The organism is Albibacterium profundi (assembly GCF_042159835.1).
Lineage (GTDB): Bacteria > Bacteroidota > Bacteroidia > Sphingobacteriales > Sphingobacteriaceae > Albibacterium > Albibacterium profundi.
In genome coordinates this window covers 241,313-259,253 of the sequence record NZ_JBBVGT010000002.1, presented here as the reverse complement: position 1 = coordinate 259,253, position 17,941 = coordinate 241,313, and the positions used below count along the sequence as shown (strand labels likewise).

The window sequence follows — 17,941 nt, the reverse complement described above, 5'->3', positions numbered from 1 at the left end:
CGGAATTTTGCTATGGTTCAAATCAAATACAGTATAATCATACCTCATAAGAACATACCTCATCTTTTATCCAGATGTTTAGCTAGCATCCCCATATGCCCCGAAATAGAAGTCATCATAGTTGACGATGATAGTGATCCGGAAAAGGTTGACTTTGAGGATTTCCCCGGGTCAGATAGATGCTACACGCAAATAATTTTTACTAAAGAGGGAAAAGGAGCTGGATACGCGAGAAACGTTGGCTTGAGACATGCAAAAGCCAAATGGCTTATCTTTGCCGATTCAGATGATTATTTTAATGATTGTTTTTTTTCGTCAATCGAGAAATTTTACGATTCAAATGCAGATTTAGTTTATTTTTCAGCAACTAGCGTTGATAGTGAAACTTTGGAGCCGGCAACAAGGCATACAGAATTGTCTAATGCTATCTATGATTATGATATAAACAACCCGAAGTCAATTGAAACTATCAAATACTATAACTGGGAACCGTGGGGTAAAATGTTTAATCACGCCCATATTAAAGAAAATAGAATCTTATTTGACGAGGTCGCAGTTGGCAACGACGCCGGATTTGTGATAACAGCAGGGCATTTTTCGCAAATCATTGAAGTTGATAAGGAACCGATTTATTGTGTGACTCACAGAACAGATAGTCTAACACATGAAGTGAGTGAAGCCGCATTTGATGACCGCTACCGAGCCGTACTGCTCGTAAACGGATATCTGAGACGCTTTGATAGAGAGCAAATGATTCCAGTTTTTCCTTTTATTTCTCGGAGTGTAAAATTTGGTGTCTTGAAGTTTTTTACCATGTTATTTATGGCGCTGAAGTCAGGAGAGAACATTTTTTATGGAAGTAAAAAATATATAGAGGATCTTTTTCGATCTCGCCATCGTGCAGTCCGAGGATATTTTGGTATTGACGAAGATTTAAGCCTTTAAATTAGTCCCAGATACTGGATTGACATGGCGATGTCTGAATGTGGAAACTGCCTTTTAATGAAAACCTCGCTTATTGGATATAACAATATGATACGAATCGAGGATAATCTTTCTGCGCTGGCATGTAGAACGATTGTTTTCCATTGTTAGTGGACAAATTTGCCGTTCATTTAATTTTCAAAAAAAATAGCCATCTCTTTTGCAAGAAATGGCTATCACCAAATATTAGCAGGTTTGTTTAACCTTTATTTTTTTCGTTTAGTTCGGTGCGGATCTTTTTTACCAAAGATTCTGTGGCGCCCGTTAACGATGCAATCATGGCATCATCAAAATCTGTCTGTTTTAGAAGGTTGTTGATAATTTCCCGTCTTTCCTGCTCGGCACCCTGCTGTAGGCCTTCTTGCCTTTCCTGCTTTTTTATTACATCTATTACTCCCATATTGATTGTCCCTCCTCCGGACTGGATGATTTGTTCATCAACTAAGATTTATCGTTCTCTTCTCTGCCTTTAAGAATTCTTTTTTCAGAGAAAACATACTGTTAATTTTTTCATCGTTAATATACAAAAAGTTCTTAATAAATACAAGAAAGCTGATGATCCGGTCACGGTCATAATCGTGCTTAAGCAGCGCCTTGGCTATCGTCAACCTGTCCTCGCCCAATTCCTTGTCGGGTATTTTCCCTTTTGGCAAGCAAGTGCGATCAAGTATGTAAAGCAGTTAGATTATAATTTAGTTGTTTTGAATGCCTTCAAAAATATTAATTTGGCGATTAACATTGCATCCTTGAAAATAGCTAACAATTTTTCATGGAATAAAACAATGTGAACCCCGAAAATAATGAAGGCAGATTGATCGATTGAAAAGCCATATATAAGTAATCCCAAAGGGAAAAATACCAAGTAATAATCGAGCATAAGAATCTGAAAAGGTGAAGCTAGGGGTGTGGTAACAATTACGGGTGTATATGACATTAGTCGATATCGAAGTGTCGCGAGAGCTATATATACTAGCAAGAAGACAAAAAGTATGGACATACTAAGGTGCAGTAGTAAAGCTAGAAAAAGAGTAAGCTCAATAAAAATGAGGAGTAGTTCTTTCTTTTTAAAATTCTCAGAATTAATAGTGGATACAAATGTTTTTGTGCCTGCTTTTTTATCGTTTTCAAGATCATAAAATTGATGCCAGAGTATTCCCCGGATGCCGAATAATAATGACCAGCCGCCAACTAAGCTGAACCAAGTCCAGTCTATGGGTGCGTTGTTCTTAAAACTAAGGCTGCTGACGATCAGGAGACTTATAAACACATGCGCGCCCAACGCATCTGCTAAAACACCCCAAAAACCTCGTTCTTTAAGACGAAAAGGTTTAAAAGAATAGAGGCTGTATACGATCCAGGGTAGAACATAGAGTATAAGAGATATCAGATTATCCGACATTTGATAAGCAAAAAAGCAACCGACTATCAAACATACCAGTGGGGCAATGAAGCGGTATTTTGGCTGTATTTTAGCCATGCGGTTCTCCTTTCCACACCTTAGATCATCTTCCATGTCGGTGATATCATTAATTGTACTAACATAAATGGCACCTACAATAATCGATACCAAGAGGAATAATATCCATGAAATATTACTAAAAATCGAGATGTCAAGCTGAATGCAAGTGGCGTACGCAATTGCTAAAACGGGTACAATCTTATAATCCCACCATTCAGACAGACGAAATACGTGGTATATTTTACGAATCAGAGGCATGTTTCATGAGTTTATCGTAGAGGGCAAGGGCCTCCAGGCAAAAGCCTGTGGTTAACTCTTCTGACCCCCAACCAACAACTTGTTTTGGTCCACTGTAAAAAAATATGGAACGCGCCCATTCTCCATTTTCAGCTTGAGATCGCAATAGAAAAGATATTCCTTCTTCTATCTCGACACCTGTATAACCCAGGTTTATAAGTGAGCTAATAGCTAATGCAGTTTCAAGAATGGTATCGTTAAAGCCTTTATCGGGTTTGTAATGATCCAAGATGTTTTCGATGATAAGCGGGTATATGTTAATGAAGGCTTCAATCTTATGTTTTGCATTGCGGGAAAATAAATAGTAGAGAATAATAGGGCTACGGTACCAGCCATCGGTTTTGATGACATCCTTTTGGATGATTTGTTTGCTGATGAATTCGATAATCGGCTCGGTCGCTTTGCGTTTACCCAGAAAAGACAGAACATTCAGATTTACTCCCAGATCAACGTCATTTCGTCTACAGTCATTAATTTTCCAGAAGGCAAGCGTCTTTATTGGGCGTTTCAATTCTCGTAAGATCAATCTCCAGTACTGAGAATTGCCATTCTTTTCCATTCGAAAGGCAAACCAAGTGTATAAGAACCCGTTTCGGTTATGATTGGCTAATATGAGTTGAGAAGGATCTGGGCTATCCGTGTTTTGTGACTTCAGAAAGCTATATGCGAAAATGGTGTTATCGATATCAGGTGGAGAAACGGGGAATAGTTTGTGCCATTTGGTGAAATGCTGCCAGGTACCGTATCGCATTCTCTGATAAATCAGAAAAGGAATTGTTTTGCTATAGATGGTTTTTACCTCTTGACGTTCCTGAAGTACCAGAAGTGTATTTGCAATAATGGATGTGGGGAAAACCGTACTATCAGGCACACACCATTCCTTCATTGGGTCATCAGGTGAATAGTATGTGCAAAATTCACCGTTTGGAAATTGATGGCTTACCAAATATGACAGGCCCCTGTCTATAGCTTTGGAAATATTAGTTTCCGGCGACAACTTCTCTGGTAACGGTGCTTTGCTGATCCCTAACATGGTTGACCTGGTTTAACTTGGGGCTGCCGACTTGACGCTTAATTCCATTGAAAAAGATTTGAGGCGCAGCCTGGAAAGAGAACAAAATGCTGATGGAACATGCTTTCCTGAACAGATGAAATGCCTTCTTAATATCATGTTCTCTAAGAATCTTATGTTTTGAAAGCTCTACAAGACTGTAGCTATGTATCTTGTTGAGTTTCATAAGCTCTTTTTTAGATAGGTGGTGTTTATGTCGACCAATAATCCGGCTGATGTCCGCGTTATAGAGCAGATCTAAGACTTCGGCCCGGGAGCGTCCGTCATAAATGTTGATATCATCAATCCTTTTCCTCCATAGCTTTTTGAGTGTGAAAGCTGCTCTGCATTTTTTGGATATGATCATGTCTATATATAAGGCCCAATCGTCTCCGATATGAATTGCTTCGTCCCACCCTTTATGAATGGATGTTCGACGCATCACGACAGCTGACGAAGGGGAGGGGCAAGCCTGAAGGTAGAGGTCACGTAAATCATCGCTTTCAAGCTGTATCCAATTATTTTTGAGTCGGGGAAAATAAGGTTTTAGGAAAGGGTCATTTTGTAAGAAATCCCAATCGTGCCCAATTTTCGTCTGTTGCATCCAGTTAGCGAAAACGAAATCGAGCTGGTCTGTTTCTAACTTAAGGACACAGTCTTCTATAAAATTCGAATCCCACAGATCATCAGAGTCTAAATTGGCAATGATCTCCCCGCTAGCATGGTGAAGCCCGTTATTGCGAGCGGCTGCTTGTCCGGCATGCTTTTGTCTGATGTACCGGACGGTTGGGAAATTTAAAATAGTTTTCTCAGTATCGTCCGTCGAGCCATCGTCAACCACTAAAACCTCTAAATTTTTGTAGCTCTGATTGAGAGCACTATTAATGGCATCCCCAACTTTATCGGCTCGGTTATACGTAGGAATAATTACGGATACTAGTGGTAGGTTTTTCATCTATTAATTGTTTTAGTAGTTCTGCAAAGTTTTTCTCTGGGAGAGGGGGGGCATAATCTTTGATAAATGAATGGGCATTCTTGCCTAATTCTTGCCATTCATGCCTCCGTATCCATGCTCGTTCCAGTGCATCATCCATAGACGATGCATTGGTTTCACCAATAAAACCCGATACACCTTCTTCGACAAATTCAGCATTGCCTCCGGCATTGGATACGATGGCCATGCGGCCCAGCGCCATGGCTTCCGCAAGCGCTAAGGGTAAACCTTCACTCCGTGAAGGTAAAATTAAGCCGTGGAAGTCAAGCCAAAGTTTTTCGATATCTGATTGGAACTGTACGATACTGATATTTTCTAACTTGTGAAGTGCGATCATTTCTTGAAGATGAACCAGATCAGGCCCTGAGCCGACGAATGATACGGTAATCGGTCGTTCACGCCATTTACGTTGAGCTAATACTTTTATCAAAATGTCTTGTCCCTTATCAATCAAGAAGAACCTGCCAACACAAGCCAATCTGTAGCCCGTGGACGTCGAGGGGTATTGCATGATTTCTTTTTTAACCTTTATAGGGTTAAAAACTACTGCGCTATTTTTAAGGTTCATCCCGAATTGATCCTCCGTCAAACGCAGGTTATGGTAGGATACAAAATAGTTAGCCAAGGATTGTCTCAATACCTTTTGCATCCACGACTTATCTGAGTAATGCGGCCAATAAAAATCAACAGCTTTCTGAGAAATAATAGCATACGGAATATGAAGCTTAAGGCACTCCTGAGCATAACTTAATCCGTCGAAATTAATGCCTTGAGAAATAACGACAATACGGGGTCGGATCTTCTGAACTCGCTTGCTGAAATTCTGTACGAGATAGTGATTGTCGCTTTGATGGTAATGCCGATTTTTAATTCGCTTAGCCAGCGCAAGGCATTTTCGTTTTATCCTACTCAGCACTCGGTATGATGGATTGAGATCTTCGAGGACAACCCCTCTTTCAAGCATCTTTCTTACGGGGTAGGATGTGCGATCATGCTGATTTTTAAAGACGACAACCTCGTCGTAATCATCTTGGAGAAATGGCAGACTTCTTGACCACAGCTCTTCACTTCCGCCCCAGGCATCAAGGCAACAGGTGACGAATACTAATACATTATGCTTTACGACATTGTCTACCATTGGTTTGATTTATAATTTTAGAGGTTCTAATTCGCTGTCTTTTTTAAAAAGATTTGCGTAGTCGCCATCTTGATTTAACAGTTCTTCATCCGTTCCGGATTGACTAATTCTTCCGCCTGATAGAACATAGATATGATCTGCATTTTTAACTGCGGAATGACGGTGACTAATGATGATTGCTGCCCGGTCACCTATATGTCTTCTGAAATCATCGAAAAATTCCTTTTCTGCTTGCGCATCAAGGGCACTTGTCGCTTCATCAAAAATAAGAAGGCGGGCATCGGAATAGAGACAACGAGCATTGGCGAGTTTTTGCCATTGACCGATACTTACTTCATGGCCATTATCGAAGATCCTTCCCATCATATTATCATATTGTTTTGGAAATTTCTCGATAAACACATTAGCACCCGACTTTTCGGCAGCCTCTTTGATTTCAGTGAGCTTAAATTCTTTCTCGAGATTCCCGAAGCGGATATTGTCGGCTGCGCTTACCTGATATTTGGCGAAATCTTGGAATACCATGCCTATTTGCTTGCGGTAATCTTTGCTTGCGTAATTTCGAATGTCTTTCCCATCCATTAAAATCTGACCTGCTTGTGGGTCGTAGAAGCGACACAGCATTTTAATAAGGGTAGTTTTTCCTGCTCCGTTCATCCCTACAATGGAAATGATCTGACGTGATTTGACTTTAAAGGAGATGTCTTGTAAGACTTTTTTACTTGTATTAGGGTAAGAGAAATTTACGTTTTTGAATTCAAAATTTACCGGCAGATGAGTTTTAACAGGTTCAGCCTTTTGAGGCTCCTGAAGCGATGGTTTGAGTTCAAAGAGTTCGAAAATGCTGTTGATGAAGATATTGTGGTGATACAATGTAGAAATATGTGTAGATAAGTTTTGAAGCAAGGTGAACGATTGTGGAAAAATAACCAGGAACACCGTAATATCGCCAATACTATTGGTTCGCGAACCAAGAATGATGTAGGCTATGCAGGAAAAAAATCCGATGCTGGACAAACTAGCGGTAATCACTTCGTTTTTTGTACGATCTTTGCTGATTTTTAGTTTTTCACCTAATAAGGTCATTCTGACCTTCATAAAGGCGTTTTTGAAATATTTTCCGAGATCATAACTTCTGACTTCTTTGGCATGCTGTTCAGTGGTAATAAGGGTACTGTAATACTGCGACTGACGCTCAAGCGGAGTTTGCCTGATTCTCCAGGCATTAAATTTATCTGCAAAACTGATACGCACCAACATGGTTGGGATTACGAAGAGGGCAAGAATGGGCAGTAGTGTCCAGTCGATAGTTATCAAAACCATGCCGAAAGCGACTAGGGACATGATGGTCTTTAGTATTTCAAAAAGTGTATTAATTACGGCAACGGGTCTGTCAGATCCGGCATTTAATGCACGGCTCAGCATATCGTAATAATCTGGACTTTCGTAGAATGCCAGATCAAGTGCAATTGTTTTTTCATGGATTTCATCGCTGATGTGTTCTGCAATTGTTTGAGACTGAACCTCAGAGATATAAACAGACAACGATTTAATGGCGATATAGGCAATTCCGGAAACTGCCGCTAAAATAAGACTGTTGATAACTTCAGGACCGCCTATATTATCGGTATTTTCCGAGACAGTATCAATCAATAGTTTTAAAGCATAGAGTGATACGAAGAAAATACCCGTTTCTATTAAAATACAACCTAGCGAAATTAATGTTTTTTTTGGCGAGACCTTCCATATAAATTTTAAGATATGAAGAACGTTAAGGTTCGACTTGATGACGCGAATGCGTCTAGCAGCTGCTCTGATCATCTTTTTTGTGGTTTGTTGTTACTGTTACCAGGTATAATATTTGACTGTTTTTAGGTGCCTCGGGTAGGCAATCGTTCCAACACAATCCTGACTGATATCAAAGCTTACAACCTGTAGATCTTCGTGGAGATCTAACCCAGATTCCGTTATTGATCGGGTTCCATCCATGCTTGGAACAATGATTAGGTTGTCGATAATACCTTGACCCGTATATTTTAATAGGGCTTCTTTCCGTGTCCATTGAAGAAAGAAGTTTCGCCGGCTATTTTTAGAATCTGCTAAAATAAATTGATTTTCGTCTCCTGCGAAACATGATTCCAGAAGGCTCTTATAGTCAAACTTTGGGTTGATTTTTTCGATATCAATGCCAGTTTCTGTTTTAGACAAGGAGATTAAAATATACTCACCTGAATAGGAAAGATTAAATTTTAAATTATCATTCTTATGTATTGTAGGCTTTGTCCCCGATGCTCCAAACTCAATATCTAATGCTGATATGTCAAGGTATTTACTTAATAAGATCTTTAAAACCATTCTCCCTGTTAAATAACTGCGGAAGTCATCCTCCCAGTGAAAGTTTTTAGCTTTTTCATACTCTTTAGAATTTAGAATATGTCGGTATTCCTTAAATAGAGAGCAAAAATGTTCCGGTACCTTTATTTTCCATATATGGACGGTGTTGTCTAGATCGGTGTCTGCGATAGAGTCATTTTTTTGCCAAATAATACTTGGAATAAATTGTGTTCGGATTTCTATCGGGTCAATCATTACTGCATTCATGAAATATTGTTATAGCATTAGAATTAAGGTAAAGGTATCTTGACAGCCAGATTCTTACAATACCAATTAATAGGTATTCTCAAGATCGTCTTCTAAAAAAGGAAAGGAATTGATACTTTAATTCTTTATCAGAATTTCTAATTAATAATAGGTCAAGTGTTTTTGCTGGTGTTGATATTAATTTGTCAACTAAATTTTCAAAATTTAACATGAAATTCCTGATGGTTCCTTCTTTAAAGACATCGGTGCAATAATTCCATTCGAAAAGAGGTAGGTCTTCGCTTCCATAGACGTTTAGTGTTAAGTCAAATTTTTCATTTTGGGAGTCGAAATGGTATTCTTCTGCTTTGACCTGATTAAGAATCAAACCGCTATGAAGACCGATCAGACTATTAAAAACCACTGATATTGATCCTGGAGAATGTGCTGCTCTCTTTAAGTTGATTTCTTTTACTAATGTCCCTAGGGTGATTGATTGATTACTATAGGCCTCTATCAGCTCGGCACTTCTTTTCTTAAAATGAGCTAGAAAACTTAATTGATTATCAATTGAACAGTGAATGGGTAGCAGGTTGACGCAGTGACCAACCAGACCCTCACTAGCATTGTGTATCTGATCCGAGGATAATTGACCGAGCATAAAATTAGATTGTTGACTTAGCTGATATATAAAGAGCTCAAATAATATGCGTGTAGTGAGAGAAAAGCTTGAACCATGTTTTTTGTTAAATAATTCTATTTTCTTCGTTGAAGCTCTGGATAAATTTGATTGAAAGCTGGCTCCTTTGTAGCTTTTAGAAGGTTTTCGTGGAAAGTCGAAAGGTAAGTCCAAGGGTGCCAAATCTTTTGGTATTACATGCTCCCAATAGGCAATTAATTTACGATAGTCGTCACTTTTATAAAATGCATCTTTATGTGTCGCATACGACAGGAGTGAAGGTGCTTTTGGTAAACTCAAATGTTTGTCGGTCAACAAAAGATTATATATAGCACTAATTTCATTAAGAATGATATTAAGTGAGTAGCCATCACATATCAAGTGATGTACTGTAAAAATAAAATAGTATGAGTTTGATGAAAGCTTTAAGAGTGAAAATCTGAAAAGATTCTCTTCCCTGAGGTCAAATGGTGCTTCAGAGACCTCTCTTGAATAGGTCAATATCTTCTGATTTTGTTCAAACTTGTCTAACGCAGAATAGTCGTCTTGATGTATATGTACTGGAACAGTTTTATGAATAAGCATTTTACTGCCATCTTCATTGAACCTGGTTCGGAGTGACTCATGACGGTTTACGATGGCTTCGATCGTTTTTTCTAAGCATTCGATATTCAAATCGCCTGTCAGGATATGTGCCGACGATATATTGTATGATTTATTAGCGAGATCACCACCTAAAATTGAAGTTACCCAGATTTCCAATTGTGTCTCGAGGATTGGTGCTTCTATAATAGCGGCTGTCTCATCACTGATGATCTGTTGGTTGTTCTGATTTATCTCGAAGTCAGATTTTGGAAGAGTTTTCTCATACAATAGTGCGAAATCTTTTAATCGCGGGAATTTGAATATACTGCTTAACTTAGGCCTTATCCCTGTTTGTTTTTCAAGTTCTATTAATACATTGATTGCGATTAAAGAATGTCCGCCCATTTCAAAAAAGTTGCTGTCGACAGTTACATTTTCATTGCTAAGGAAATGTTTCCATACGTTAACGACTTTTTCCTGGACGATGTCAAGGGGTTGATCTTCTTCCGATTTTATCTTCGGGCTGTTAATTTGAGGAGAAGGTAAACGCTTTCTATCGATTTTTCCGGATGTTGTTTTTGGGAATTGATCGACTTCTATAAAGTGATGAGGAATCATGTATTCGGGCAAACGTTGTTGTATAGCTTGCCGAATGTCTATATTCTCCGCATGGCGATCACGTAGAATGTAATAAGCGGTCAATTGCTGATTCCCTAAGAGACTTTCCCTGCAGGTTACGACAGCATCTCTTATATTCTTTTGTGCTAAGATGTGATGTTCAATTTCTCCTAGTTCTACTCGATAACCTCTGATTTTGACCTGAAAATCCTGGCGACCCAAAAAGTCTATCTCGCCATTTGGTAGACGTTTGGCGAGGTCACCAGTTTTATATATACATATATGTTCTCCATCGTCACTAACAAAAGTTATAAATTTATCGCTAGTTATCTCTGGCTGATTTAAATAGCCTTGGGCAAGCGGAAGGCCGCTGATGCAGAGTTCGCCTGTTTCGCCGGGTAAGACCTCCTGTAAGTTGTTGTCTAGAATAAATATCTGTGTATTGTAGATTTCTTTGCCAATACTAGGTAAGTGTGGCCAAGTTTCCGGACTGCCTTCCAGCTTAAGTTGACTAACTACATGGCACTCGGTTGGACCGTATTGATTGGATAAAGTGCAGTGTTTTAATGAGGAGAAAAGCTGACGGATTTGTTTGGTCACTTTTAACTGTTCGCCTGCTGTGATCACTTCCTTTAAAGATGAAGGAAAAAGGCAGCTGTTAACAGCCGTATCGGCGATCGATTGTAAAGCGACGAAAGGCATGAATACACGATTTACGCCATGTTGGTTGATATAACCAAGTAATTCTTTCGGATCTTTACGGGTTTCTTCGTCAACGAGAATGAGCTCCCCGCCAGACAGCCACGTTGCAAAGATTTCTTGAAAAGAAACATCGAAACTCAAAGCGGAATATTGTAAGGTTTTTGAATGAGCTTTCATTGCGCTGTTATTTATTTGCCATAAAAGCAAATTTACCAGCGCTTGGTCTCCCATGCATACACCTTTTGGTACGCCGGTTGATCCTGACGTATGGAGTAGGTAAATGAGATCGTGACTGTCTGATTCAAGAGTGAGATTGTTGGCGTCAAATTCGTTGCTAGCTACAATATGCTTATTAAGCCATTTTTCGTCAAAAAGTAATTTGATATTGGCGTTATGGACGATATAGTTTATCCGCTCGAGAGGCAGTGACATATCGATAGGTACATAACATGCTCTTGCCTTGATAATACCAAGCAGGGCGATGACGGTGTCGACAGATCGGGAGCATGAAATTCCGACCATGTCTCCGGGAGCTATTCCTTTTTTCAGGAGATAACGGGCAAATTGATTGCTGAATTTATTGAGTTCGTTATATGTTAACTGGACGTTTTTGAATCTCACTGCCGGGAGTTGTTCGAATTGTTCAACTGCTGAATAGAAAAGTTCATTGAGTGTTTTATCGATCGATTTGCTTACTAGGTTGTCCTGCTTTTTGTGAACAATTTCTGCAATGGAGCATTCGGGGTTGTGAATGGCTTTTTCGAGGATATTGACAAAACTCTCATGATACTTTCTGATACTTTCTTCTTTAAAAAGTTCTTTATTGTAGGTCCATTCAAAGACAGTTTCAGCTTTTGTATGATTGATATTCAAAAAGATCTCAAAGACTTCGTGTGATTTTGGGTTGCTGATTATTTTGTGATTTAGACCCAGAAATGACACCTGATCGCCAAGTGATGTATCGATATTTAATACAACGGGAACCAAGACTGCTCTTGAATGATCACGGTTGATAAGTATTTTTTTGAAAAGTTCTCCAAATGTGAAGTTTTGGTGCTCGTAAGCGTCAAACAAATTAGAGCGAGTTTCTTTTAGATGGGTAATAAAGGGTTTTAGAGGGTCCAGTTCACTTATTAATGGAAGAAGATTGGCACAATGTCCGACTAAATTGTACTTTTCCTGACTGACCTGGCCAGATGTAGGCAACCCAAGTATGATGTTTTTTTGAAAGCTGATTTGGTAGAGAAAAATTTTAAATGTGCTTATTAGAATAGTTGGTAAGCTGCATCGGTGTTTGATGCTAAATTGTTTGATTTTCTCGATTAGATCTTGATCTATTGGTAAATCTGCTCTTGAGCTTTGATATACTCTTTCCGGCTTTCTGGGGAAATCAGTTGGTAGATTGAGAGGAGCAGGCTGTTTTTTAAATCGGCTTGTCCAAAACTCTTCGGTTTGTTGGAAAGCATGACTTTTTTTATAATCAATTTCATCGGCGACATATTCGCTGATTTGTGAAGCAGGAGAGAGTTGGATTTCTTTATTTAGTGCCAGCTCGGAATAGATTTTTGATAGATCTTTTAAAATTATATTGATAGACCATCCATCGGCAACAATATGATGTAACGATAAGGTAAGCCGATGTTTTTGGTCATTAAATATGTGAAGGGTAAACCTGAATAAAACATCATTTTGCAAATTAAATGATTGTAAAGCGTCCTCTCGAATAAATTCACCGAAATGTTCCTCTTGCAATAAAGTGGGCAGGTGTGATAGGTCACTTTTTTCGACCCTAATGGGCGGCTGAATGTAGATGTTTGATTTCTGTCCGTTTATGCTGAAGTTCGATCTTAACGCTTCATGTCTAATCACTAATTGTTTAAGTGCTTCACACAACTTGTCAGTTTGAAGGTTTCCCGTAAAATCGATTGTAAATGATTGATTGTAAGATAGGTTTGCTTGTTGTCCGCCAATCTCGCATGCAAGCCAAATCTCTTTTTGTGCCTCAGTTGTTGGTATTGTCTTTTCAATGACTAGTTCTTTTGATTGTTCGATCTGCATGTCGTTGAACGAATTATTTAGTGGATATAGCATAGGGTTCATGGTTGTTTTCTTTTTGTTTGTTAATGTGCGCTGCTAGAATCTCAATGTTGAATAATTCTTCATTTAGCTTTCGGAAATTAATGGACACTTGAAATTGTCTTTGTAATGTAGAGGCCAGTTGGGTGAGAAGAAGGGAATCCAGACCCATTTCAATAAAACTGCATTCATCGCTTATGTTGTCTAAATAGAGTCCCGAGATATCTTCAATAATATTTCTTATTTCAATCACAATTGAATTTGAAGAGCTGATAACGGTGTTTCTTGCTATCTCCACATTTCTTCTTTCCAACGTTTTATAGTGATCATCATGAATCACTTCTACTTTTGGTGACTTGGCGTCAAGCCAATAGCTTTGACGGTCAAATGCATAAGTCGGAGTCGTGACGCGAGCTGTTGGTCTCAAAGCGTTAAATTTCTGCCAATCCAATGCGTAACCTTCCGACCAGATAGAGCCCACGCAATCTAAGATTGCGTAATAGTCACCTAATGAACTGCTGGCTAAGCTGGCGTAAGTTTTCAAATCGCTATCAGCTATTTGCTGGCGAATAAGATTTGTTAACGTGTTTTTGGGTCCCACTTCAATAGCCAAAGCGAAGGACTCTTGTTTTAGGAGATGGATTGCTGCGGCAAAGTTGACTGTAGAACGTAGGTGTGAGGCCCAGTAGGATGGTGAAAGAGCTTCGGAGTCTGTTAGCCAGGTACCAGTTACCGTTGATATGATTGGTGTTTTTGGAGTATTCAGGGATATGCTCTGGACTGCCTTTTGAAACGGGTCGATTATAGGATCTACCATTCGAGAGTGAAAGGCTTTATTGGCTGCTAGTAGCTTTGATGATATATTTTTTGAAGTGAGCTTATTCGCCAATTGTTTGATCGAATCGGCAGATCCGGAAACAATTGCTACGTCAGGCGAGTTAATAGCTGCAATATCTAAATCAGATGGAAGTATTTCGTTGATATCTTTTGTTCTAACAGCCAACATGCTTCCTTCAGGAAGTTGTAGCATGAACTCACCACGTAAAGCAATGAGGTAGAGTGCATCTTTTAAACTAAATATGCCTGATAGGTGTGCAGCCACAAACTCTCCGACGCTATGACCAACGAGTATATTGGGTTTAACTCCCCAGCTTATCCATAGTTTGGCTAAAGCGTACTCGACAACGAAAAGTGTAAGTTGGGTATAAAGTGTGTTGGTCAGGTTGTCTTCTGCGTTATAATCGACTGATGCAGGGAAAAGAATTCGTCTGATATCCTTGTCGATGATATCGTTTAAGATTTCTGCGCAACGATCGATTTCTTCTCGAAATACAGGCTCACATTCATAGATTTCTTTTCCCATGTTGATATACTGTGCACCTTGACCTGGGAAGACAAATGCTAAGGTTTTGACGGTACGTGCCCATTTGGCCTTAGATTTCGATTGGTTTTCAAGATCGCTAATTAGCATTTCCCTGTTTGAAGCAACGGTATATCTCCGGTAAGAGAGATTGTCTTTGTGTAACTGGAGCGTGCGACTTAGGTTGTCAATATTTAAATTGGGTTTTTCAATGAGAAAACTTCGAAGTTTATCTTGGTAAAGAATACAGCTAGTTTCAGTCTTCGCCGACCAGTTTATTAGGTGGAAGGGGGATGAAGCTATTGCATCTTTCTCTTCTTTGTTCGGCACGTTTTCTTCGAGGACGACATGGACATTCGTGCCTCCGATACCAAACGAACTGACGCCAGCTCGCCTGATTTGGGGCGTATTCCATGCCTTATGCTCGTTGGCTACTATAAAAGGAGAGTCCTGAAAGTTTATAATGGGATTAGGCGAGTTATAATGTATTGACGCTGGAATCTCTTGGTAATAGAGCGATAAGCAAGTTTTAATAAAACCAGCTACTCCAGCCGCTACGGTGAGGTGTCCGAAATTGCCCTTTACGGATCCTATATGACAATATTGTTTCTCGTGTACTTCTCCGAAAGCTAGTTTTAACCCTTCAATTTCGATGGGGTCACCTAATGGTGTTGCTGTGCCGTGCGCCTCAATATAGCCGATGCTTGTGGGCGATACTTCGCCATCTTTTAATGCCATTTTGATAGCATCTGCTTGTCCTTCTGCACTAGGTGCGGTAAAACTGCCTTTATTGTTCCCATCGTTACTTGTGCCGATGCCCTTAATGCACGCGTAAATGTGATCTCCATCTTTTAATGCCTGACTCTTGCGTTTTAACATAACAAGTCCTCCACCATCACTAAAAAGCGTTCCGCTGGCTTGAGCATCAAAAGGCCGGCAGTGGCCATCTTTACTGAATATTGCTCCTTCCTGATAAAGATGTCCGCTTTTTACGGGTGGATTGATGGCTATACCGCCTGCTAAGGCCATAGTGCATTGACCTTTTCGAATACTGTCGACTGCTTGAGCGATGGCCAATAATGATGTTGAACAAGCGGATTGAATAGTAACTGCTGGGCCTCTGAGATTGAAGGAGAAAGCAGCACGCGAAGTGAGGTAATCTTTGTCGTTCAAAGTTAAGACATGAAATTCTCCCATTTGTTCAATCAGTTCGGGATACTGAAGTACGTTTTTGGTGTAGTAAGAGTTATGGCTACAGCCAGCGAAGACACCTATGGATTGGGGTTTTTGTAGATCTTTTGCGTAACCAGCATTTTCTAACGTTTCCCAAGCGAGTTCCAAAAAAATCCTTTGTTGGGGATCCATAATCTCAGCAGATTTTGGGTTCATTCCGAAGAATGCAGAATCAAACTTGTCAATATCATTTAAAATTCCCCGTGCCTTGACATAATTGGGTCTGTTGACCAAATCAGCTGAAAGGCTTTCATCGAGTTCATCGTCACTAAAAAAGCTTATGCTCTCTTTACCTGTTTTCAGGTTTTCCCAAAACTCTTCAATTGTGGAGGCGTCTGGAAAACGCACTGCCATACCGATAACGGCTATATCATCGTCCTCGTCAGCTGGATGCTCTGTAAAGTTGGTTTCATCAGATTCCTTCTCCGTACCATTGATAAAGGCGCTTAACTGTTCAATGGTTGGGTATTGATAAACATGTGTGGGAAAAACATCAATATTGTGTTGACCAAGATATTGGACCAATTGATGCGCTAATAAAGACGTGCCCCCCAATTCGAAAAAATTATGGTCAATACTGATTATTTGTTGCTTCAGACAAAGTATGTCTGACCAAATGCTTTGTAGCAGTAACTCGGTATTGCTGTTTGGGGGAACATAAACTCCATCCAGACGGCGTGTTTCGGATAGTTCAGGAAGTTGTTTTTTATCGACCTTGCCGTTTGCTGTTAACGGAAAACTGGTTAAGCTAATGAACACCAGTGGAACCATATAATCCGGTAATGTATTTTGTAGATGTTGTATAGCCTCTTGTTTATTGAAGTTAGGCTTTTCAATAATATAGGCGACAAGGCTCTGGGTTTCGTCTGCGTTTTTTTTGCTGATTACTAGAGACTCTTTTATTGTTTCCAATTGGTTAAGTGTGGTCTCAATTTCTTGCAACTCAATGCGATGTCCGTTGATTTTTACTTGATCGTCTTTGCGTCCCAAACAAATGAATTCTTGATTTTCGTTGAGGTAGCCAAGATCGCCCGTGAGGTATACACGTTCTGGATTATTACCTAAGTCGAGCAGTATAAACTTTTCATCGTTAAGTTTTTCCCTGTTCAGGTAACCTCTTGCGACACCGGCGCCAGCTATGGCGATTTCCCCGATAGAACCGGGTTCTAGAATTGTCAGGTTTTCGTCGACAATATAAAATTGCGTGGCTTGAATCGGCTTGCCGATGGTAATATCCGATCCGTCAGTGATCTGTTGAATGGATGACCAGATTGTGGTCTCTGTCGGGCCGTACATGTTCCACAGTTCATTACTGAGTGCGAGTAGTTGCTTCGCTAATTTTTGTGAGAGTACTTCACCACCACATAATATTTTAATGGGTAGCTTTTCTTTCCAACCACTATTCAGGAGCATCCGCCATGTAGCAGGGGTGGCCTGCATCATCGTGACATGATGTTTCTTTAGAAGTTTTAATAAAGCAAATCCGTCTCTTGACTCTTCAGTTGTACAAAAAACAAGTTTGGCACCGCTGATCAATGGTAAGAAGATTTCAAGGCCGGCGATGTCAAAAGATATGGTTGTGGTGGCTAAAAGAATATCATCGTTACTTATGCCAGGACGTTGTTGCATGCTTAACAGGAAGTTGGCAAGTGACCCGTGTTCAATCTGCACGCCTTTCGGCTTTCCTGTAGTACCTGATGTGTAGAGAATGTAAGCTAAATCAGATGCCTCAATATCATAGTGTTGTGTAGGTTCATATCTGCTTAGCTCAAGCCAAATATCTTCTTGAAGTAATTTTGGGACTAAAATGTCAAACTTATTCTCCAGACGAGTTTGCGTGATTAATGACTTCGCGCCAGAATCCTCGACCATGAACTCGATACGGTCTTTAGGGTAAGTGGGATCTAATGGCAAATAGGCAGCTCCTGCTTTGAGGACGGCGAGCATTAAGACAATCAGGTTGGGCGATCTATCCAGACATAGCGCAACGATGTCTCCTTTGCCTACTCCTTGGGAGATAAGGTATTGGGCAAGCTGATTGGATTCAGTAATAAGTTTATAAAAACTAACTTCTTGGTTATCAAACGAAATAGCCGTTCGATCGGGCGAATCGTAGAGATGTGCATCAATTTTTGCAAGAATTGATGTGGAGGGAATCGAGAAAAAGTCTTTATTCATGATAATA

Annotated in this window: 10 protein-coding genes; 1 reads left to right on the top strand and 9 read right to left on the bottom strand. The window is 39.8% G+C overall.

The features are described from left to right. The first annotated feature begins 12 nt into the window (after nucleotides 1-12). Entirely contained in the window at nucleotides 13-945 is a 933-nt protein-coding gene (locus tag WKR92_RS02475; protein WP_375556251.1) for a glycosyltransferase family 2 protein, read from the top strand. Nucleotides 946-1,183: 238 nt separating this feature from the next. Here the strand turns inward: WKR92_RS02475 and WKR92_RS02470 are convergent, their stop codons facing one another. The 9 genes from WKR92_RS02470 to WKR92_RS02430 all read right to left on the bottom strand — a co-directional run bounded on the left by WKR92_RS02470 (nucleotide 1,184) and on the right by WKR92_RS02430 (nucleotide 17,934). Then, the gene (locus WKR92_RS02470; protein ID WP_375556250.1) at nucleotides 1,184-1,384 is read right to left on the bottom strand and encodes a hypothetical protein; all 201 of its coding nucleotides are present in this window, start codon (nucleotides 1,382-1,384) and stop codon (nucleotides 1,184-1,186) included. A 285-nt stretch (nucleotides 1,385-1,669) separates the two neighbouring features. Further along, nucleotides 1,670-2,701: a UbiA family prenyltransferase gene (locus WKR92_RS02465; protein ID WP_375556249.1), complete on the bottom strand. Its 1,032-nt coding sequence runs from the start codon at nucleotides 2,699-2,701 to the stop codon at nucleotides 1,670-1,672. Next, nucleotides 2,685-3,773, bottom strand: coding sequence for a prenyltransferase/squalene oxidase repeat-containing protein (locus tag WKR92_RS02460; RefSeq protein ID WP_375556248.1), 1,089 nt, complete (start codon nucleotides 3,771-3,773; stop codon nucleotides 2,685-2,687). The genes WKR92_RS02465 and WKR92_RS02460 overlap by 17 nt, the downstream gene beginning before the upstream one ends. Next, nucleotides 3,721-4,746 (bottom strand): glycosyltransferase family 2 protein, encoded by a 1,026-nt coding sequence (locus tag WKR92_RS02455; RefSeq protein ID WP_375556247.1) that lies wholly within the window; start codon nucleotides 4,744-4,746, stop codon nucleotides 3,721-3,723. Before WKR92_RS02455 ends, WKR92_RS02460 begins: the two co-directional genes overlap by 53 nt. Next, a complete protein-coding gene (locus WKR92_RS02450; protein ID WP_375556246.1) occupies nucleotides 4,703-5,923 on the bottom strand; it encodes a glycosyltransferase in 1,221 nt (406 codons plus the stop codon). Before WKR92_RS02450 ends, WKR92_RS02455 begins: the two co-directional genes overlap by 44 nt. Nucleotides 5,924-5,932: 9 nt before the next feature. Beyond that, nucleotides 5,933-7,744 (bottom strand): ABC transporter ATP-binding protein, encoded by a 1,812-nt coding sequence (locus WKR92_RS02445; RefSeq protein ID WP_375556245.1) that lies wholly within the window; start codon nucleotides 7,742-7,744, stop codon nucleotides 5,933-5,935. Nucleotides 7,745-7,768: 24 nt separating this feature from the next. Next, nucleotides 7,769-8,524 (bottom strand): 4'-phosphopantetheinyl transferase family protein, encoded by a 756-nt coding sequence (locus WKR92_RS02440; protein ID WP_375556244.1) that lies wholly within the window; start codon nucleotides 8,522-8,524, stop codon nucleotides 7,769-7,771. 79 nt (nucleotides 8,525-8,603) lie between these two features. Then, nucleotides 8,604-13,178 carry a non-ribosomal peptide synthetase gene (locus WKR92_RS02435; protein ID WP_375556243.1) on the bottom strand — a complete coding sequence of 1,525 codons (4,575 nt, stop codon included), beginning with the start codon at nucleotides 13,176-13,178 and terminating at the stop codon, nucleotides 8,604-8,606. Beyond that, nucleotides 13,159-17,934, bottom strand: a complete 4,776-nt coding sequence (locus WKR92_RS02430; protein WP_375556242.1) for an amino acid adenylation domain-containing protein — start codon at nucleotides 17,932-17,934, stop codon at nucleotides 13,159-13,161. The genes WKR92_RS02435 and WKR92_RS02430 overlap by 20 nt, the downstream gene beginning before the upstream one ends. Nucleotides 17,935-17,941: the final 7 nt, after the last annotated feature.